The 19,372-nt window shown below is 64.6% G+C and carries 21 protein-coding genes and 1 other RNA gene; 3 read left to right on the forward strand and 19 right to left on the reverse strand.

Annotated features, from left to right (window positions below; all coding sequences use genetic code 11):
• Positions 1-2: 2 nt before the first annotated feature.
• The 11 genes from CCR82_RS03220 to orn all read right to left on the reverse strand — a co-directional run bounded on the left by CCR82_RS03220 (position 3) and on the right by orn (position 11,781).
• A complete protein-coding gene (locus CCR82_RS03220; RefSeq protein ID WP_201243918.1) occupies positions 3-188 on the reverse strand; it encodes a DUF2065 domain-containing protein in 186 nt (61 codons plus the stop codon).
• Positions 189-368: 180 nt separating this feature from the next.
• The gene (gene hflC, locus CCR82_RS03225) at positions 369-1,298 is read right to left on the reverse strand and encodes a protease modulator HflC (RefSeq protein ID WP_201243919.1); all 930 of its coding nucleotides are present in this window, start codon (positions 1,296-1,298) and stop codon (positions 369-371) included.
• Positions 1,298-2,467, reverse strand: a complete 1,170-nt coding sequence (gene hflK, locus CCR82_RS03230; RefSeq protein WP_201243920.1) for an FtsH protease activity modulator HflK — start codon at positions 2,465-2,467, stop codon at positions 1,298-1,300. Before hflK ends, hflC begins: the two co-directional genes overlap by 1 nt.
• Positions 2,468-2,685: 218 nt before the next feature.
• Positions 2,686-4,044: a ribosome rescue GTPase HflX gene (gene hflX / locus CCR82_RS03235; protein ID WP_201243921.1), complete on the reverse strand. Its 1,359-nt coding sequence runs from the start codon at positions 4,042-4,044 to the stop codon at positions 2,686-2,688.
• Positions 4,045-4,122: 78 nt separating this feature from the next.
• A complete protein-coding gene (hfq, locus tag CCR82_RS03240) occupies positions 4,123-4,374 on the reverse strand; it encodes an RNA chaperone Hfq (RefSeq protein ID WP_201243922.1) in 252 nt (83 codons plus the stop codon).
• Between the two features lie 214 nt (positions 4,375-4,588).
• Positions 4,589-5,521 (reverse strand): tRNA (adenosine(37)-N6)-dimethylallyltransferase MiaA, encoded by a 933-nt coding sequence (miaA, locus tag CCR82_RS03245; protein WP_201243923.1) that lies wholly within the window; start codon positions 5,519-5,521, stop codon positions 4,589-4,591.
• Positions 5,521-7,527, reverse strand: a complete 2,007-nt coding sequence (mutL, locus tag CCR82_RS03250; protein ID WP_201243924.1) for a DNA mismatch repair endonuclease MutL — start codon at positions 7,525-7,527, stop codon at positions 5,521-5,523. Before mutL ends, miaA begins: the two co-directional genes overlap by 1 nt.
• Before the next feature lie 42 nt (positions 7,528-7,569).
• A complete protein-coding gene (locus tag CCR82_RS03255; RefSeq protein ID WP_242513222.1) occupies positions 7,570-8,880 on the reverse strand; it encodes an N-acetylmuramoyl-L-alanine amidase in 1,311 nt (436 codons plus the stop codon).
• A 201-nt stretch (positions 8,881-9,081) separates the two neighbouring features.
• Positions 9,082-9,612, reverse strand: coding sequence for a tRNA (adenosine(37)-N6)-threonylcarbamoyltransferase complex ATPase subunit type 1 TsaE (gene tsaE / locus CCR82_RS03260; RefSeq protein WP_242513223.1), 531 nt, complete (start codon positions 9,610-9,612; stop codon positions 9,082-9,084).
• Positions 9,609-11,195, reverse strand: a complete 1,587-nt coding sequence (locus CCR82_RS03265) for an NAD(P)H-hydrate dehydratase (RefSeq protein ID WP_201243926.1) — start codon at positions 11,193-11,195, stop codon at positions 9,609-9,611. The genes tsaE and CCR82_RS03265 overlap by 4 nt, the downstream gene beginning before the upstream one ends.
• A 40-nt stretch (positions 11,196-11,235) precedes the next feature.
• Positions 11,236-11,781 carry an oligoribonuclease gene (gene orn, locus CCR82_RS03270; protein ID WP_201243940.1) on the reverse strand — a complete coding sequence of 182 codons (546 nt, stop codon included), beginning with the start codon at positions 11,779-11,781 and terminating at the stop codon, positions 11,236-11,238.
• 117 nt (positions 11,782-11,898) lie between these two features.
• Between orn and CCR82_RS03275 the strand changes: the two genes are divergently transcribed.
• The 3 genes from CCR82_RS03275 to CCR82_RS03285 are packed head-to-tail and all read left to right on the forward strand — an operon-like array spanning position 11,899 to position 13,750.
• Positions 11,899-12,186, forward strand: coding sequence for a cytochrome c (locus tag CCR82_RS03275; RefSeq protein WP_201243927.1), 288 nt, complete (start codon positions 11,899-11,901; stop codon positions 12,184-12,186).
• A 33-nt stretch (positions 12,187-12,219) separates the two neighbouring features.
• Positions 12,220-13,239 carry a ribosome small subunit-dependent GTPase A gene (rsgA, locus tag CCR82_RS03280; RefSeq protein ID WP_201243928.1) on the forward strand — a complete coding sequence of 340 codons (1,020 nt, stop codon included), beginning with the start codon at positions 12,220-12,222 and terminating at the stop codon, positions 13,237-13,239.
• A 34-nt stretch (positions 13,240-13,273) separates the two neighbouring features.
• Positions 13,274-13,750, forward strand: coding sequence for an EVE domain-containing protein (locus tag CCR82_RS03285; protein ID WP_201243929.1), 477 nt, complete (start codon positions 13,274-13,276; stop codon positions 13,748-13,750).
• Here CCR82_RS03285 and minE read toward each other — a convergent pair.
• The 8 genes from minE to ffs form a co-directional block, all read right to left on the reverse strand.
• Positions 13,747-14,013, reverse strand: coding sequence for a cell division topological specificity factor MinE (gene minE, locus CCR82_RS03290; protein ID WP_201243930.1), 267 nt, complete (start codon positions 14,011-14,013; stop codon positions 13,747-13,749). The two genes, CCR82_RS03285 and minE, sit on opposite strands and share 4 nt — an antisense overlap.
• Before the next feature lie 3 nt (positions 14,014-14,016).
• Positions 14,017-14,826, reverse strand: coding sequence for a septum site-determining protein MinD (minD, locus tag CCR82_RS03295; RefSeq protein WP_201243931.1), 810 nt, complete (start codon positions 14,824-14,826; stop codon positions 14,017-14,019).
• A 70-nt stretch (positions 14,827-14,896) separates the two neighbouring features.
• Positions 14,897-15,682, reverse strand: a complete 786-nt coding sequence (minC, locus tag CCR82_RS03300; RefSeq protein ID WP_201243932.1) for a septum site-determining protein MinC — start codon at positions 15,680-15,682, stop codon at positions 14,897-14,899.
• 53 nt (positions 15,683-15,735) lie between these two features.
• Positions 15,736-16,080 (reverse strand): histidine triad nucleotide-binding protein, encoded by a 345-nt coding sequence (locus CCR82_RS03305; RefSeq protein ID WP_201243933.1) that lies wholly within the window; start codon positions 16,078-16,080, stop codon positions 15,736-15,738.
• A 30-nt stretch (positions 16,081-16,110) separates the two neighbouring features.
• Positions 16,111-16,707 (reverse strand): recombination mediator RecR, encoded by a 597-nt coding sequence (recR, locus tag CCR82_RS03310; protein ID WP_201243934.1) that lies wholly within the window; start codon positions 16,705-16,707, stop codon positions 16,111-16,113.
• Between the two features lie 37 nt (positions 16,708-16,744).
• Positions 16,745-17,068, reverse strand: a complete 324-nt coding sequence (locus CCR82_RS03315; RefSeq protein WP_201243935.1) for a YbaB/EbfC family nucleoid-associated protein — start codon at positions 17,066-17,068, stop codon at positions 16,745-16,747.
• Positions 17,069-17,127: 59 nt separating this feature from the next.
• The gene (gene dnaX / locus CCR82_RS03320) at positions 17,128-18,906 is read right to left on the reverse strand and encodes a DNA polymerase III subunit gamma/tau (protein ID WP_201243936.1); all 1,779 of its coding nucleotides are present in this window, start codon (positions 18,904-18,906) and stop codon (positions 17,128-17,130) included.
• A gap of 76 nt (positions 18,907-18,982) precedes the next feature.
• Positions 18,983-19,079: signal recognition particle sRNA small type (gene ffs / locus CCR82_RS03325), an RNA gene on the reverse strand.
• Positions 19,080-19,372: the final 293 nt, after the last annotated feature.

Raw genomic sequence — 19,372 nt, forward strand, 5'->3', positions numbered from 1 at the left:
GCTCAGTTGACCAAGTAGAGGAGTGCGACGCCGCTGAGCATGCTCAGGAGTCCCGACAGGCGCAGCTGGCGGGCATCCTGTGCAGCAACCTGCAACAACAGCCGGCGGAAACCATTGGGAGCGAGAAAGGGCAATAACCCCTCGATGACGAGCATCAGGGACAGTGCCAGCAGCAAGGCATGCCACATGGATCAACCGGTGCGGTAGCGAACGTCGTGGAAATGAAGAATCGCGCGATGATTGCAGAACCATGTCGAGCTGTCCATGCGGCGGGTCAGATCGAGGGGGGGCGCAATCCCGATGGGCGGGACAAAAACAAGGCCCGGCAGCTCGGCTACCGGGCCTGTCGACCGCCATCCGGGAGCGGATCAAGGCATGGTCGAGCCCGTTCCCGGGAAGTTGACCGCACCGCTCAAGGCGGCCGCGGCACCTGGATCTTGGGAGTTGAAGAAGCGGAAGAACTCCGAGTCCGGCGACAGCACCAGCGTGCTGTCTTTCTGGGCAAAGGTCCGACGGTACGCGTCCAGACTCCGATAGAAGGCGTAGAAGTTCGGATTGCGCTGGTAGGCCGTGGCGTAGATCTCCGCCGCCCGACCATCACCTAGACCTCGGGTCTCCTCGGCCTCGCGATAGGCATCGGCGATGATGACCGTGCGCTGGCGATCGGCGTCGGCTTGAATGCGCTCCGCGGCCTCGGCGCCCTTGGCGCGCAGATCACGGGCGACACGTTCGCGCTCGGCGCGCATGCGGTTATAGACCGACTCGCTCACCTCGGGAGGCAGGTCGATCTTCTTCACGCGCACATCGAGCACCTCGACGCCCAGCTCGGCGGCCTGGGTATCACTGACCTTGGTCAGCGCCTTCATCAGCGCGATGCGGTCCTCGGTGACCACCTCCTGGATGGTGCGCTTACCGAATTCGTTGCGCAGCTCGGTGTTGACGCGCTCCGAGAGCAGCCGCTCGGCACGCGCGCTGTCGCCCCCGGTGGAGCGGAAGAACTGGGCCGCGTTGTTGATCCGCCACTTGGTATAGGAATCGACGATGACGTCTTTCTTCTCGATCGTCAGGAACCGTTGTGGCCGCGAGTCGAGGGTCTGGATACGCGCATCGAAGCGCATGATGTTGTTCAGCACCGGCACCTTCAGATGCAGGCCGGGATCATAGTCGCTCTTGACGATCTCACCGAGTCGCAGCTTGATCGCCGTCTCCCACTGCTGCACGGTAAAGACCGACGCAAAGACAATCAGCGCCAGCAAAGCGACGGCGATCGGGGTCAAAATCTTCTTGATGTCATCCATCAGCGCGAACTCCGGTCGCGGGACACGTCACGCATCTGAGACGACGTCGACCGCGAGCTATCTTGATTCGAATCGGCCCCATCGAGCATCGAGGTGCGAGGCGACGAGGTCGTTGCCGACTGTTTTCGCATGATCTGGTCCAGTGGCAGATACATGAGACTGTTGCCCTGCGGCACATCGATCAGCACCATGTTGCTGCCGCTCAGCACGGATTCGATCGTCTCTAGATAAAGACGCTCGCGCGTGACCTCCGGCGCTTTCTCGAATTCGGAACGTATCGCATTGAAGCGCGAGGTTTCACCTTCGGCCGATGCGATAACACGATCCCGATAGGCCTTCGCCTCGGCAGTGGCCCGCGCCGCCTCACCACGCGCTTGTGGCAGGATCTCGTTGGCGTAGGCCTCGGCCTTGTTCTCAAGACGCTCCTTGTCCTCGCGCGCCTTGATGGCATCGTCAAAGGCGTCCTTGACTTGCTCCGGCGGTTTCGCCGGCTGCATGTTCACTGAGGTGACGATCAGCCCAGTCTTGTACTCATCCACCAGGCTTTGCACGCCCTGCTGAATCATGTCAGCTACCGCGCCGCGCCCCTCGGTGAGGATAAAATCCAATTTGGCGCCGCCGACAGTCTTGCGCACCACGGTCTCGGTCGCGTCACGCAGGGTCTTCATCGGGGCCTGGTCCTGGAACAGATAGTTCGAGGCGTCCTGGATACGTGATTGCACCGTGAGTTCGACGTCGACGATGTTTTCATCGCGGGTCAACATCGCGGCCTTATGGCTGAACGAGGAGATCTCGTCCACATTGACGATCTCGACGCGCTCGATCGGCCAGGGTATACGCCAATGCGGCCCCGGAGCGGTGGTCTTGACATAGGCGCCGAAACGCAACACGACACCACGCTCGGCTGGGTCGACGATATAGATACCGGTCAAGAGCCAGGCGACAAAGAGGCCGGCGACGACGATACCGATCACCTTCAGGCTGAGGTCGCGGGGGCTTGGGCCACCGCCTCCACCGCTCGGACCTTTGCCCCCGAACAGGCCACTGACCCGTTCCTGAAGCTTGCGCACGATCTCGTCGAGATCAGGCGGCCCGCCCTGATTGCCAGGGCCGCCCTGGTTGTTACCCCAGGGGTCCCGGTTGCCACCTCCCGGTTCATTCCAGGCCATACTTGCTCCGATTACGCTCTGTTGTGTCGTGAGGCCGGCGGGAGCACACCAGGTCACCGGTGCGTCCATTGCCAGCCGACGATTGACGCCGCTGTTAAGAAAGTGCCGCCCCCTCCTTGCTTATCAAGGAAGGGAACCAAACCAAAACCGAGCATTGTACGTGGCCACAGCCATATCCGACAACGCCGGGCGCTCAGCCACGGATGAGCCTGCGCCCGTTAGCCACCGCTAACCTGATCCAAGACCGCATTCGCGTCCGCTCGTTCCGTTGCCGATGCTGACGCGCCGTCCTGGGGCTCGAGCCGGCACCGCCACCAGCGCGCATCGCCTTGCAGCGAGCGCTCGAACTGCTGACGCGAAAGCTCGACATCCATGCGCCAACCGCCCTGCTCGGTCCCCGCATCTTGCAGGACGCGGGCGTGCTCGAACAACCAGGCGCGCAGGGCGCCATCACTTGGGCCAAGCAGCAGGGATTCATGCACCAGCTCACCGCGCAAGCGTTCGCTCAGGGCCTGCATCAGCAGATCCACGCCCGCGCCGGTCTGCGCCGACATCCAGACGCGCCAGACCTGTCCCTTGGCATCGCGGTCCAAGCGCGGTGGATGATCCGCAACCAGATCGATCTTGTTGTAGACCAACAATTGCGGACAGTCTTGCACACCGATCTCGGTCAAGACCGTCTCGACATCCCGGATACGGCGCTCGCGCTCCGGCGAAGCGACATCGATTACCTGTAACAGGAGTGTCGCTTCACGCGTCTCCTGCAGTGTCGAACGAAAGGCAGCGACCAGCTCATGCGGCAAGCCGTTGATGAAGCCAACGGTATCGGCCAGCACCGCCGCCGGACCATGAGGGAGCGGCAACCGGCGCAGTGTCGGGTCGAGGGTGGCAAAGAGTTGATCGGCCTGGAAGACCCCGGCCTCGGTCAGGCGATTGAACAGGGTCGACTTGCCGGCGTTGGTATAGCCCACCAGCGAAATCGTCGGCACCTCGGCGCGATCCCGGGCGCGGCGGCCCTGTTCGCGCTGGGTCTCGACATGGCTGAGCCTGTCGTTGAGCAGTGCGATGCGCCGACCCAGGAGTCGGCGGTCGGTCTCGAGCTGGGTCTCACCGGGTCCGCGCAGCCCGATGCCACCCTTCTGCCGCTCCAGATGGGTCCAGCCGCGCACCAGCCTGGTCGACAGATGCTTGAGCTGCGCCAGCTCGACCTGCAGCTTGCCGTCGGCCGAGCGCGCGCGCTGGGCGAAGATATCCAGGATCAGCCCGCTGCGGTCGACCACGCGACAGGCGAGCAGGCGCTCCAGATTGCGCTCCTGAGCCGGGCTCAGCGCGTGATCGAAGATCACCAGCTCGGCCGCCGTGGCCGCGACCAGCGCGCGCAGCTCATCGGCCTTGCCCGAGCCGATGAACAGGCGTGGATCCGGCGTCTCGCGGGAGCCGCCCAAGGTGCCGACGATCTCGGCCCCGGCCGCCTGGGCCAGGAGCCGAAACTCCTCGACCGCATCGGCCTCGACGCTCTGGCCCATCGCGATTTGGACCAGCAGCGAGCGTTCACCCGCCTTGGGGCGCTCAAACATGCGGCCACCCAGAGGCAGGCAGCGCCAGACCCAGCCGGTGGCGTGAAAGCGGTGGGCGTGGCTGTGCAAAGGGCGCGATCAGTCTTCGTCCTCCTCAATCGCATCCTCTTGCGGCTGCGGAAGCTTGACGTTACGGGTTGGCACCACGGTCGAGATCGCGTGCTTGTAGATCATCTGGCTAACGTTGTTCTTCAGCAGCACGACGAATTGGTCGAACGATTCGATCTGTCCTTGCAACTTGATACCATTCACCAAAAAGATCGAGACCGGAACGCGTTCTTTGCGCAAGGCGTTCAAATACGGATCTTGCAGACTCTGCCCCTTGGACATGGGCGCTTCTCCTTGTTGTTGTCATGGACCGGCGTCACCACGGCGGCGCATGAGACGAACCCGGTAAAGTCATGGAAGATAGCACAGAGCCGAAAGCCCGTGCTGCGGCAAACCGCAACCGGGTAAGACGCCTCCACGGCCGATCGTCTCGGTGATTTTTTCTGAGCGGCCTTTCTGAGCGGTTTGGCAGCGCCACGCTCCTTATCAACCGCCGCTATTGCCGATCGAGAAAGGCCTCGACCAGCGCCAGCGCCTCCTGCTCGACCTGCGCGCCATCCCAGAGCCACTGCCCCTCCGACTCTGCTCGCAGCCAGGTGTATTGGCGCTTGGCCAACTGTCGCGTCGCGACCAGCGCCCTCTCGCGCATCTCATCCCAGCTCAGCGCGCCATCGAGATAGGCCCAGAGCTGGCGATAGCCCACCGAGCGCAGCGCGGGAAGCTCGGCATGGAGGTCGCCACGCGCATACAGGCGGCGCACCTCCTCCTCGAAGCCCGCCGCCCACATCGCCTGCAGGCGCGCGGCGATGCGCTGATGCAGGATCGCGCGCTCGGCCGGCGAGCGCACCAGGATCAACACCCGATACGGCAACGCGGCACCGCCCTCTCGGCGCCACAGCTCGCTCATCGGACGCCCGCTGACCAGGAACACCTCGAGTGCCCGTTGTACCCGCTGCGGGTCATTGGGATGCACCTTGGCCGCGCTCGCCGGGTCCACCTCGGCGAGCCAGGCGTGCATCGCCGCCGCCCCTTCACGCGCGTGGCGCTCGGCGAGGACCGCCCGGATCTCGGGGTGGGCGGCGGGCAACGTCGAGAGACCGCCGACGAGCGCGCGCCAGTAGAGCATGGTGCCGCCGACCAACAGCGGCACGCGCCCGGCGGCGGTGATCTCGGCCATTGCGCTCAGCGCATCCTCGCGAAAACGCGCCGCCGAATAGGCCTCGCTCGGGTCGCAAAGATCCACCAGCCGATGGGGCACGCGCGCCAGCACGCTCGAGCTCGGCTTCGCGGTGCCGATGTCCAGTCCGCGATAGACCATCGCCGAGTCGACACTGATCACCTCGCAGGGCAAGCGCTCGGCCAGCGCCAGCGCCAACGCGGTCTTGCCGGACGCGGTCGGGCCCGTGACGAAGATCGCCGGCGGTCGCATCAGCGCCCGCGCCAGAACAATCGGTCCAGATCCTGATGCGAGAGCTTGATCCAGGTCGGGCGGCCATGATTGCACTGATCGGCGCGCTCAGTGCGCTCCATCGCCCGCAGCAACGCATTCATCTCCGGCAGGTTCAGCTGTCGATTGGCCCGCACCGAGCCGTGACAGGCCATGGTCGAGAGCACCTGGTCGATCGCGGCGCGCAGGCGATCACTCGAGCCCTCGGTGAGCAGATCGGCCAGCAGATCGCGCAGCAGTTGCTCTGCATCGGCGCCACCGAGGATCGCCGGGATCGCGCGCAGCAGCAGGCGTTGCGGCCCGGTGCGATCGACACTGACGCCGAGCCTTGCCAGCAGCGCCTGCTGCTCTTCGACAAGATCGGCCTCGCGCGCCGAAACCGCGAGCGCGATCGGCACCAACAGCGGCTGTTGTTGTACCTCACCCTGGCTCCAGCTCGCCTTGAGCCGCTCATAGCCGATACGCTCATGGGCCGCGTGCATGTCCACTAGGATCAGCCCATCGTCGGCCTGTGCCAGGATGAAGATCCCGTTCAACTGCCCGATCGCATAGCCGAGCGGTGGCAGATCGGCGTCTTGGCTTGGATCCTGGTTTGGGCCAAGGCCATCCGCTTCATTGGCGGCCGGGTCGGATAATGAATCCGAGAAGGCGGTCGGCAGCGGGCTCGACAGCGGAGGATTGGCCTGCTGGGTATCCAGAAACCCTGCGGCATCGGCATCAGGCATCTGCAGGGCCAAGGCCGCCGCATAGGCGCTGCGACCATCGCTCACCCGCAAGGGCAGCCGAGACTGGCTCGGGGCGCGTGACCGAGGCTGACTCGGCGCCGGCGCGCTACTCGAGGGTGGCGCGCTGCTTGAAGGGTCGGCGGCGCGTCGCCCTGCGGGCCATTCCGGCAACCCGCTGTCGGCTTGCTCATGGCTCGGCGTCGCGCCCTCGGCGAGGCGCCGATGCAGGCTGCGAAACAGGAAATCGTGCACCTGCCGCCCCTCGCGGAATCGCACCTCCTGCTTGGCCGGATGGACGTTCACGTCGACCTGCCGTGGATCGAGCCGCAGATCGAGGACATAGGCCGGATGGCGCGCATGATGCAGCACATCCTGGAACGCCTGGCGAACCGCGTGCGAAACCAGCTTATCGCGCACCATACGGCCATTGACGAAGAAGAATTGCAGATCGGCCTGGCTGCGCGAGAATGCCGGGCGCGCCACCCAGCCGCTCAGCCTCAGGCCCTCGGCCTGCTCGTCGATGCGCAGCGCCTGCTGCACGAAGGCTGCGCCGAGCAGGGTTTCCAGGCGCTCGCCGCAGGCACCAGCGAGCAGCGGCGAGGTCTCGGTAGCCGGCGACGGCGCGGTGGCAACCGACAGCGACGACGCCTCGGCATCGGCGCGCAGATCGAACAGTTCGCGACCGTTGTGCTGCACGCGAAAGGCGACATCGGCACGAGCCAGCGCCATGCGCCGAATCAGCTGCTCGATGTGGCCGAGTTCGGTGCGCTCGGTGCGCAGGAACTTACGCCGCGCCGGGATCCGATAGAACAGATCCCGGACCTCGACCGAGGTGCCAACCGGATGCGCGGCCGGCTCGGGTGCCTCAAGTGTATCGGTGCCATCGGTGCGCAACCGCCAACCATGCTCGGCTCCCTGAGCGCGCGAGATCAGCTCGAGCCGCGCCACCGACGCGATACTCGGCAAGGCCTCGCCGCGAAACCCGAGACTCGCGACGGCCTCGAGATCCTCCAGGCTGCTGATCTTACTGGTGGCATGCGGGGAGACCGCTAGGATCAGATCCTCGTGCCCGATGCCGTCGCCGTCATCGCGTACCTGGATGCGCTTGATCCCGGCCTGCTCGAGTTCGACCTGGATCACGCGCGCGCCGGCGTCGAGGCTGTTCTCGAGCAACTCCTTGACCACCGAGGCCGGGCGCTCGATGACCTCGCCAGCGGCGATCTGATTGATCAGGAGCGGTGGTAATAGATGGATACGTGACATGCGCCGATGGAAGCAGAAACCCGGCGGCACGGCAAGCCGCACTCAACTACCCGGGATGATCAGCACCTGGCCGGAACGGATCTGGTCGCCCTGGAGCTGGTTAAGATCGCGCAGAACGCTCAGATTGACGTTGTGATTGCGCGCGATTTCGGAGAGGGTGTCGCCGGACTGGATGCGATACCGCTGAGCGCTTGCCATTGCCGCCTTCGAGAGCGCGCTCGGGGGTGACTTAGCGAAGCGTGTGCCAGGTGGTGGATACTCGCCGAAATATTCAACGATGCCTTCCAGGATGGCTGCGGCCAGCTCGTTCTGGTAGTTCGTATCGCGCAGGCGTTTCTCTTCATCTGGATTCGAGATGAAGGCCGTCTCGACCAGCATCGATGGAATGTCCGGCGACTTGAGCACCGCAAAGCCCGCTTGCTGAATGCGCTGCTGATGGACCTCGCCGAGCCGTTGCAGCTTGGCCAAGACCTTGGCGGCCGCGATGCTGCTGAGTTCGATGGTGGCGTTCTGACTCATCTCGATCAGCACTGAGGCGAGCAGGTCATCGCGTTGCTTGAGATCAACGCCGCCGATGAGATCGGCGCGGTTCTCACGCTCGGCCAGCCAGCGCGCGGCCTCGCTGGTGGCCCCACCGGCCGAGAGGGTGAAGACCGAGGAACCGCGCACGCGCCGATCATGGAAGGCGTCGGCGTGAATCGAGACGAAGAGATCTGCTCTGTGCTTGCGCGCGATCGCGATACGCTGCCGCAGGCGGATGAAACGATCGTCGTTGCGGACCAGCACCGCGCGCATGCCAGGATGGTCATCGATGCGGGTGGCGAGCTTGCGCGCGATGGCCAGGGTGATGTCTTTCTCGCGCGTCCCGTTCGGCCCGACAGCGCCCGGGTCCTTGCCGCCGTGGCCGGCATCGACGGCGATGACCAGATCGCGCCGCGCCGGCCGCTCAGCGGGGAGCGCTTGTTGCGCGCTCGCCGTCCTAGCGCGCGGCGATAGATCGATCACCAGGCGGTGACCGTACTCCTTGTTCGGTGCCAACTCAAAGCTCTTCGCGCGCACCGGCTGCTTGAGATCCAGCACGATGCGCAGATCATCGCCCGCGCGCACCCCACTGCGCAGACCGGCGACCACCCGATCATCGCCAGCGGGCGCGGGGAGGTCCGATTCGAGACGGGCATCGATCAGATCGACGACGAGCCGATGCGGATTCTCCAGCGCGAAGACCTTGTGCTCGATCGGCCCGGCAAGGTCGACGACGAAGCGCGTGTACTCAGGCCCGTTCCACATGCGCGCGCCATCGACACCGACCTGCTCGCCAAAGGCCAAGCCGCTCAGACCCATGAGACTGATCAAAAGACTGTATCGAACCAGCATCCAAAGCATGCGTGAGGTACCCATCCGTCGTCGCGACCACCTGGTGTAAGGTGGCATTTTTACCTCTTAGAGCATAGTCGTCGCGCGCGACTTTTCCAAGTCTGAACGGTTGCTTGGAAGGGGTTCTTGACGACGTCTCGAGTTCGCTGTCGCGCTGATGCCACTGGACGTGAGCGCCGCTCAATCGGCGTGCGCCAAGGCCGCCAGCAGGGGCGCCCATTGCGGGCACGCGGTGAGCCTGATCCGACGACGCTCACCAGCCTGTCCGCCTGCATACTCGTCGGTCTGCTCGCCGCCAGCCCCCCCGGCATACTCGATGAACAACGCGAGATCCGCCGGTGGCAGCGCGCCCGCACCCCGCTCGGGCCATTCGACCAGGATCAAAGCGGGGCGCTCGAGCAGGTCGCGCAGACCGAGATAGTCGAGTTCCTCGGGATCGGCCAGGCGATAGAGGTCCAGATGCACCACCGGCGGTTCGACGACCTCATAGGGCTCGATCAGGGTATAGGTCGGGCTGCGCACGGGCGCCTGATAACCAAGCCCGCGCAGCAGACCGCGCACCAAGGTGGTCTTGCCGGCGCCCAACTCACCGTGCAGATAGATCACGCCGCGATACGCCCGAAGCAACGTAGCGAGGCGTGCGCCGAACTCGAGCTGCGCGGCCTCGCCGGCCACCTCGACTGTGATCGGAGTCTGTGTGTGGCGCATCATCGTCGCTCGGCCTGTCTGTCGGCCCCTCTCTCGGCGGCCCCTCTCTCGGCCAACCCGAGCAGGGGCTGCAAGGCGGCGATCAGGTCGCTCGCGATCAGGCCGCGCTCACCCGGCTTGGCCGCCCGATCGCCAGCCGCCGCGTGCAAGCAGACACCCACCTCGGCGGCCAGGACCGGCTCCAGCCCCTGACCGAGGAGGGCGGCGATGATGCCGGTGAGCACATCGCCCATGCCGGCGCTGGCCATGCCTGGGTTGCCATCGATACAGAGCGCGCTCGGGCGCGGCCCGGGGCCCTGGATCAGGCTGCCGGCGCCCTTCAGCACCACGACGCCGCCATAGCGCGCCTGCAGTTGCCGCACCGCGCCCAGGCGATCGGCCTCGACCTCGGCGACCGAGCTGTCCAGCAGTCGCGCCGCTTCACCGGGGTGCGGTGTCAGCACCCAGTGCTCGCGACGCTGTGGCGCCTGGGCGAGCAGATTGAGGCCGTCGGCATCCAGGACCAGCGGCAGGTCGGCTGCGAGCACGCGCTGATAGAGCGCCTGCCCCCAGGCCCCCTGCCCCAGACCCGGCCCGAGCGCGACCACGCTCGCGCGCGACAGGGCGTGATCAAGCGCGGCCTCAGGCGCAGTGGCGGACGCAGCCTCAGCCGCGTCCGGCTCGGCAATCCCTTGCACCATCAGTTCTGGTCGGCTCAGGTTCAGCACCGCCGCATGCGCTGGATGGGTCGCGATGGCGACGCGACCGGCACCCGTGCGCAAGGCCGCCTCCCCCGCCAGGCGGGGCGCGCCGCTCATGCCGGCATCGCCGCCGACCAACAACACGAAGCCCAAGGCTCCCTTGTGCGCGCTGCGCCGCCGTGGTGGCAACAACCGCTGTTGCTGCTGCCAGTCGATGCGACGCGCGGCCGGAATCTCGCTCGCGTAGATCAGCGCCGGCACCCGCAGCGCATCGAAACAGACCTCGCCGCAATGATCGGGACCACGGCCGGTGAAAAGGCCACACTTGAGGCCAATGAAACTGATGGTGACCGCAGCCTCGAGCGCAACACCCAGCACGCGACCACTATCGGCATGCAAGCCGGACGGCATATCGAGCGCCAGGACCGGCGCCCGCGCCGCATTGCACTGCGCCACCGCATCCGCCCAGCGCCCGGTGACGGGCCGCTCGAGACCGGTGCCGAGGAGGGCATCGACGATCAGCTCGGCATCGGGCGGCAAGCGCGTGAAGGGCTCGACACTGCCGCCTGCGTCGCGGTAGGCACGCGCGGCGGCCAGCGCCGGGCCGCTGAGATGTTCATGCTCACCCAGCGTCAGCAGGCGCACCCCGAGCCGATGCTGATGCGCGAGCCGGGCGAGTACATAGCCATCGCCGCCATTGTTGCCAGCCCCGGCGAGGACCACGATCGAGCCCGCTTGCGGCCAGCGCGCGCGCAATACCGAGAAGGCCGCAGCCCCGGCCCGCTCCATCAGTGCCTCGGCGCCCACCCCTTCTTGCTCGATCGCGGCCTGATCCAGGGCCCTGACCTGCGCGGCGCGATAGAGCGCCCGGGGAAGCTGCTGCCTGTCGGGTAACGCACGCGTCATGTCATAGCCTTCCAGCGCCAGGATGACAAACCGCCCCCCATCAGAGCCGCAAGAGCGCCGCGCGATAGTGCGCCAGTTCGTCGATCGACTCCTTGATATCGGACAGCGCCCGATGGGCACCTTCCTTCTTGACCGCCTCGGCCACCCGTGGTGCCCAGCGCTGCGCTAGAATCTTCACCGTGCTGACATCGAGGTTGCGATAATGGAAGAAGGATTCGAGTTGCGGCATCCAACGGGCCAGGAACCGGCGATCCTGACAAATGCTATTTCCGCACAGCGGCGAGGCCCCGGCCTTGCACCAGACCTCGAGGAATGCCAATGTCTGGCGCTCGGCCGAGCGCTCGTCCTCGCTGCTCGCGCGCACCCGCTCGAGCAGGCCTGACTGGCCATGATGGTCGCGGTTCCACTCATCCATCGCCGCCAACACATGCTCGGGCTGATGGATGGCGATCACCGGCCCCTCGGCGAGGATGTGCAGATGGGTGTCGGTCACCAGGGTGGCGATCTCGATGATCTGGTCGCGCAACGGATCGAGCCCGGTCATCTCCAGATCGATCCAGATCAGGTTCTCTTCGTGTACCACAATCGCTCCCCAGGGTTTGAAAGGCGGCTCGATGCCGCACTTGCATCAGTGAGCCTCGATCGCTCACAGTCTCATTGCCCAACGTCACAGTATCGATCACCGAATCTCGCGGAGAATCCCATGATCCAAGCGTCCATGCCGAGCCTTGTCCTTGCAACCCTCCTGACGGCCAGTCTCGGGGCCCAGGCCGAAGAGGCGATCGACGCGCAAGCCCTGGTCGACCAGAATTGCACCGGCTGTCACGGCTCCGAGGTCTACACGCGTGACGAGCGCCGCGTCGAGTCGCTCGACGCCTTGCACGGCCAGGTGCGGATGTGCGAACAAAACCTCGAGCTGACCTGGTTCGATGACCAGGTCGATGCCGTCACCACACTGCTCAACCGCGAATACTACAACTTCGAGCCTTGAGCCGAGAGTCGAGCGCGAACGGGCGGCTCGCACATGCCTCGGCGGCGTCTCTCGGAGCGACAGCTCACGCGCATCCAACGCATTCAGGAGCGCCGCCGCAGTAAGGTCGAGGCGCGCGCCGCGCTCGCGCTCGATGCGATCGACGACGAGGCCGCGCGCGATGGTCTCGTCGTCGTCCGCCACGGTGCCAACCTGATCGTCGAGGATCAGCAAGCGCACCGCCACCAGTGCGTGACCCGACAGCACATCGGCCATCCCGTCTGCGGAGATCGGGTCGTTTGGCAACCCTGTGGCCCACGGGCCGGCGTGATCACCGCGATCCACCCGCGCGATACCCTGCTCAGCCGTCCCGACGCCAGCGGCGCCGAGAAGCCGCTCGCCGCCAATATCGACCTGCTGGTCATCGTCGTGGCGCCACAGCCACCTCCAACCGGATTCTTGATCGACCAGTATCTGGTCGCCGCGGAGCGCATCGGGGTCGCGGCGCTGATCCTCTGCAACAAGATGGATCTGCTCGATGAGACAGCGCGCGCGCCCTTTCTCGATGCGCTCCAGCCGTATGCCGAGATCGGCTATCCGCTGCTGCCCTTGAGTCTGAAGCACGACCCCAGCCTTGGCCCCCTGCGCCAGCGCTTTGCCGGCCAGTGCGGGATCCTGGTCGGCCAATCCGGGGTCGGCAAGTCCTCGCTCATCCAGGCGCTGCTGCCCGATCTCGAGGTCCAGGTCGGCGTCTTATCCGGCGCTACCGGGCTCGGCCGACATACCACCTCGGCGGCCACCAGCTACCGGCTCGAGTCGGGCGGCCGGCTCATCGATTCGCCCGGCGTGCGCAGTTTTCGACTCGGCGCCCTCGAACGCGCGGAATTGGAGCAAGGATTTCCTGAATTTCGGCCCTTCCTCGGGCGCTGCCGCTTCAGCGATTGTCAGCACCACCAGGAACCCGATTGTGCCATCCTCGCTGCCAGTGCCGCTGGTGCCATCGCACCGACACGGTTACGCGCCTTCCATCAACTTGCAAAGACCGTCCCACACGGTTTCAGCGGTGCGCATTAAGACCCGTTCCAACCATTAGCAACCGGAGAGGTGCATGGCCTACTGGTTATTCAAATCAGAGCCCGATACCTTCGGCATCGACGACCTCAGGTCTCGACCCAAGCAGACCGAGCCCTGGGATGGAGTCCGCAACTACCAGGCGCGCAACATGATGCGTGATCAGATGCAGGTCGGTGATCTCGGCTTTTTCTACCACTCCAACGTCAAGGAGCCCGGCATCGTCGGCCTCATCGAGGTGGTCAGCGTCGGCTATCCAGACCCAACCGCCTTCGATCCAAACAGCCACTATTACGACCCGAAGAGCGATCCCGACAATCCACGCTGGTATCTTGTCGACGTCCGCTACCGGCGTCATACTAAGCGCAACATACGCTTGGCCGAGTTGAAGCAGTATGCCGAGGATGTCCTTGCGGATTTTCCGCTCGTTCGACGCGCCAACCGCTTATCCATCATGCCGGTGATGCCCGAACACTGGGACTTGATACTCGGCCTCGAAGAGGCTCCGGATTAAGGTGGGCTTTCCGGCAAGACGATGTTGACTTCCAGGATCTCTTGGCTGTCCTCTTGCTCGTAGTTCACCGAAACCGCGTCATTATCGACAGCGACATATTTGCGGATCACCGCCACAATTTCCTCTTGGAGTTTGGGCAGGTAGAAAGGCCGATCACGGGCGGCGCGATCGTGTGCAACGAGGATCCGCAGCCGCTCTTTAGCAACGGAGGCCGATCCTTTATTGGGACCGGCCGCGCTTCGGAAATAGTCGATGAGCCCCACCAATCACCCCCTAAATAGTCGGCTGAACAATCCCTTCCGCTCTGGATCCAAAAAGCGCATCGGCCGTTCCTCGCCTAGATAGCGGGCCACCATGTCGCTGTAAGCGATACCGGCATCGGACTCCTGGTCCAGGATCACCGGATTACCGGCATTGGATGCATTGAGGACAGACTTGGATTCAGGGATGACCCCAAGCATGTACAGGGCCAGGATCTCCTGAACATCCTCAAGCCCGAGCATCTCACCCCGCGCAACCCGTTCCGGTGAGTAGCGTGTTAACAATAAGAACTCTCGGATCGGCTCCTCGCCCTGGAGCGCTCGTCGCGACTTGCTTGACAGGATACCCAACATGCGATCGGAATCGCGTACCGATGAGACCTCAGGATTGGTCACCAACAACGCATCATCGGCGTAATACATCGCCATCAAGGCGCCGTGCTCGATCCCGGCCGGCGAGTCGCAGACGATGTACTCATAGGTCTTACCAAGCTCTTCCAGGACCTGACCAACCCCTTCCAGGGTCAATGCCTCCTTATCCCGGGTCTGCGAGGCTGGCAATATGAACAGGTTCTCGCAGCGTTTATCGCGAATCAACGCTTGATTCAGATTTGCTTCACCGTTGATGACGTTGGCGAAGTCATAGACCACTCGCCGTTCGCAACCCATGACTAGATCAAGGTTGCGCAGCCCGACATCGAAATCGATGACCGCCGTGCGATGTCCGCGCTGCGCGAGGCCCATGGCCATGGCCGCGGCGGTCGTGGTCTTACCGACGCCCCCTTTTCCCGAGGTAATGACGATCGTTCTGGCCAAGTGGGACTCCCCTTCGTGTGTTGATTCTATTTCTAAAATCGCTCGTGACCGGTGGCCACCGAACGCCTAGCTAAAGCGGCTCGATGCGCAAGACCTGGTGATCCAAAAACACCTGGATGCGGCGGCCTTTGAGCGTGGCCGGAATCTTGTCGCTCACCCGATAGTGACCCGCAATGGAGACGAGTTCAGCCTGGAGGTCGGCGCAAAAGATCCTGGCATTGGTATCACCGTGCAATCCGGCCATGGCACGGCCGCGCATGGGCGCATAGACATGAATATTGCCATCGGCCATGAGTTCGGCCCCGGAATTGACTGGCGCAAGCACGGTCAGATCACCGCCAGCGGCATAGACTCGCTGCCCAGAGCGCACCGGCCGATCGATGAGATGCGACCCAGTCTCGATGCCGACCGGTGGCTCATCCGTCTGTCCGGTCACTGGTAACTCATCGACCTTGACCTCGGTCTCGCGCGCGGCTTGATACGGTTTTACGCTGTCCGCCAAGATCGCAAGCTCCATCGCCTTGGCCGCTTCATGCTGGGCGCTACCGCCGCCCCGAACCCCGACCGGAATCATACCCAGCCCGCGCAAGAGACCGACCAGTTGCGGAAAGCCAACGTCCTCTTCCACCGAAGGCAAGGCACTGAGTTCGATGACCACCGGTGTGTGCTCGAAAAAGCCCGGCGCTTGCTGAACCTTCGGCGTCAGCTCCGCCTCCACCGCATCCATATCCAGTCGCAACAACCGAATCACGGGTAAGGTAAACGCGGCAGCCTTGAGTTCAAAGGCAGGCCCGACACCGCTGGACCCAGCGCTCGGCGCTCGGTCGTCCACCGGTGAATCATGGGTCAATGACATGGTCTCAAGGATACTCCTTTAGGATTTCAGTCGGCGCGTCCCGGCTCGGTCGTTCAACCTGGAGGCCACTGCAGGGCTCGCCCACCGATCAGGTGAACATGCAGGTGATAGACGGTCTGCCCGCCGCCAGCGTTGCAGTTGATGACCGTTCGGTATCCATGCTCGGCGATGCCCTCCTGCTCGGCGATCTTGGCCGCGGCCAACAGCAGACGGCCAAGCAGCTCGGCGTCATCCGGTTCGGCATCATTGAGCGTCGGGATCGGCTTGCGCGGGATCACCAAGATATGCACCGGCGCCTGAGGATGGAGGTCGCGGAAGGCCACCACCGCCTCGTCCTCATAGACGAGGTCCGCTTCCACCTCAGCGTTCGCGATCTTGCCGAAGATCGTATCGGACATGGTTCTTTTCGCCTCTTGGGTTGGGTTCGGTCAAAGCCCCTGGCGGCCGGCGAACGCATGCGCCAGCGTGCCACCATCCACGAATTCGAGTTCGCCCCCGAGCGGCACGCCATGGGCGATCCGGCTCAGCCGCAGACTCGAGCAACGCGCCAACTCGCTGATGTAGTGTGCTGTGGCCAGCCCTTCGACCGTTGGACTAATGGCCAGGATCGCCTCATCAAGCTCGGGTTCGTTGAAGCGCGCCTCGAGCCGATCGAGGCCGAGTTCCTCGGGACCGATGCCATCGAGCGGAGACAAACGCCCACCAAGCACAAAATAGAGCCCGTCGTAGTCCGCTGCCTGCTCGATGGCAACGATATCCGATGGCTGCTCGACGATACAGAGCAGGCTGACATTGCGGCGCGCGTTCGCGCAAATCTGACAACGGGTGTGCTCGGTCAGGGTGCGGCAACGCTCGCAACGCCCGATGCGTTCCATCGCCGCGTCCATCACCCGCGCCAACTGGCGTCCCGCGTCACGATCGCGCTCCAACAGATGAAAGGCCATGCGCTGCGCCGATTTTGGCCCGATCCCGGGCAAACACCGGAGCGACTCGATGAGCTGATTCAGCAGGCTTGAATCGGACACCGGGGATAACCGCCAATGACACCAGCCAGCGACCGACTCAGAACGGCAGCTTCATCCCGGGTGGCAACGGCAGGCCCTCTGTTAGCTCCGCCATGCTCTCCTGCGCCTTCTCGGCCACACGCCGCGCCGCGTCATTGAAGGCCGCGGCCAGCAGATCCTCAAGCATGTCTTTGTCGTCGCCCATCAACGTCGGGTCAACCTCAACGCGCTTCACCTCATGGCGGCCGTTCATAGTGATCTTGACCATTCCCCCGCCGGACTCGCCGATCAACTCCTCGTTCGCCAATCGCTCTTGCGAGTTCTTCATATCTTCCTGCAGCTTCTGAGCCTGCTTTAGCATCCCACCCAATCCATTCTTCATAATTCAACCCTCTCGTTGGTGATCAAAAAATCGGGCTCGACAGCGCCGCAGCGATGCCGTCATCCACTCTCCGCTCCGGCGCGCAAGGCCGTTAGCGTACCGGGTATCCACTCGCCATCGAAGCGTTCGCGCAACTGCTGCGCAACCGGGTCCGCCGCCAGGGTTTGTTGCGCCTCGACCATTTGCCGCGCTTCATCGCGCGCTCGCCGCTGCGCCGGGGTGTCCGCGGTTGGCGCATCCGTCGCGATCTCCAAGCGTAGGTCATCGCACGCCAAGGCCGAAGCCAAGGCCGCCCCGAGCCGCTGTTCGGCACCGGTGGTACGCAGATGCAGATGGCCTGGATCGAGCACGAGCCGCAGCCGCGTTCCATCCCAGGCAGCGAGTGCGCAATGGCGTGCCAATTCCAACGCTAACCCCCCTAGGTCCATGCCAGCGACCAAGCGCGCCCAATCATCGTCCGACTGCAACCCCTGCGAGCGAGGCAACGCAGAGGGTAACGGCGGTGCCGAGGACGAACTCGGCAGCAGATCAAGTCGAGCCTCCGTTGCGCCCTGAGCGGTGGACTGGCTACTATCGACAGCAGTGCTCGCGGCATTGCTCGCAGCCCGGCCTTGGGAGACCGACCTGATCTCGGACGACGCCCCGGAGCGCGAGCCGGTCGCGGGCGACGACGGCGGAGCTGTCGAAGACGACACCGCAGACGATGACGGCGCCATTGACGAGGAAGGCGGCGGCGAGCCACTCTCCCCGACCACGGCCGGGCGAAACGCCAACGCGCGCAGCAGCACTATCTCGAGCCCGGCGCGTGGATCGGGCGCCAGGGCGAGATCACCCTGCCCGGTCAGCAGGACTTGGTAATAGAGCTGCACATCCTCGCCGGCAAGCTGCCCGGCCAGGGTTTCCAGACGCTGGTCGTCGGGGTCATCGCCCTTGAGCGTCGCTGGCACCTGCTGCGCCAATGCGATCCGGTGCAAGGCCGCGAGCAGATCCGCGAGCACGCTGGAAAAATCCGGCGTCAGCTCGGCGATGCGGCCGATCTCGGCGAGTACCCGCGCGCCATCGGCCCGCGCCAGCGCCTCCAGCAGATCGAGCGTCAGCTCACCGCCACCGGTGCCGAGCATCGCGCGCACATCATCGACCGCCACCTGACCGGCGCCAAAGGCGATGGCCTGATCCAACAGGCTCAGCCCATCGCGCATGCTGCCGTCGGCCGCGCGCGCGAGCAGGCGCAACGCCGGCGGCTCGAAACCGATGCCCTCGGCCTCGAGCACGCCGACGAAGTGCTCCTGAATCTGCTCCGGCAACAGCCGCTTGAGGTTGAATTGCAGACAGCGCGAGAGCACCGTCGCCGGCAACTTCTGCGGATCGGTGGTGGCGAGCACGAACTTCACATGCGGCGGCGGCTCTTCCAGGGTCTTGAGCAGCGCATTGAAGCTGCTCGCCGAGAACATGTGGACCTCGTCGATCAGATAGACCTTGTAGCGACCGCGCACCGGTGCGAAGGGGACGTTATCGAGCAGCTCGCGGGTCTGGTCGACCTTGGTGCGCGAGGCGGCATCGACCTCGAGCAGATCGACGAAGCGCCCGGCATCGATCTCGGTGCAGGCCGAGCAGACTCCACAAGGGGTGGGACCGACGCCTTGCTCGCAGTTGAGCGTCTTGGCGAGGATGCGCGCGAGCGTGGTCTTGCCAACGCCACGGGTGCCGGTGAACAGGTAGGCGTGATGCAACTGGCCACGCTCGAGCCCATTGATCAGCGCGCGCACCACATGCGCTTGGCCGACGAGATCGGCGAAAGACCGGGGACGCCACTTGCGCGCGAGGACCTGATAGGCCATGAGATCAGTTGCGGACGAGCCTGAGCACAGAGGACCATCCACGGCCGTTCAGCGGCGGGCAGGGATGGGTGGCGAGCCGCGCCAGCCACACCCCGGCACACACTTCCACCGCTGCGGCTGCTCCCTTCCGGGCCTGACCGAGTTCACGGTTTCGCGTTGCGAGGGGACCGGCGAAGCCCACCATTGACGGATGCCAGCGGCCAACGGCCGGCAGCAAGCGCATCAAGGTAGCAGTCACTGCCCGCTGCCGCAAGCGTCGAGATGCGAATCCGGCAGGGCGAAACCGTTCTGACTCTGACTGACCAGCAGTTGAGGGATTTACCCTCGATTCTGGACAATTCCCTTCGTCTGGTCCAAACTGCCCGCCACTGTTGGTTGGCGAGGTAGCGGCGTGAACGTGCACGACATCACCCTGCGCCCGGTCGCGCACGAGGAAGAGCCGCGCTTCAAAGCGCTGCTTGATGCG

The organism is Halochromatium salexigens (assembly GCF_016653295.1).
Classification (GTDB): Bacteria; Pseudomonadota; Gammaproteobacteria; order Chromatiales; family Chromatiaceae; genus Lamprobacter; species Lamprobacter salexigens.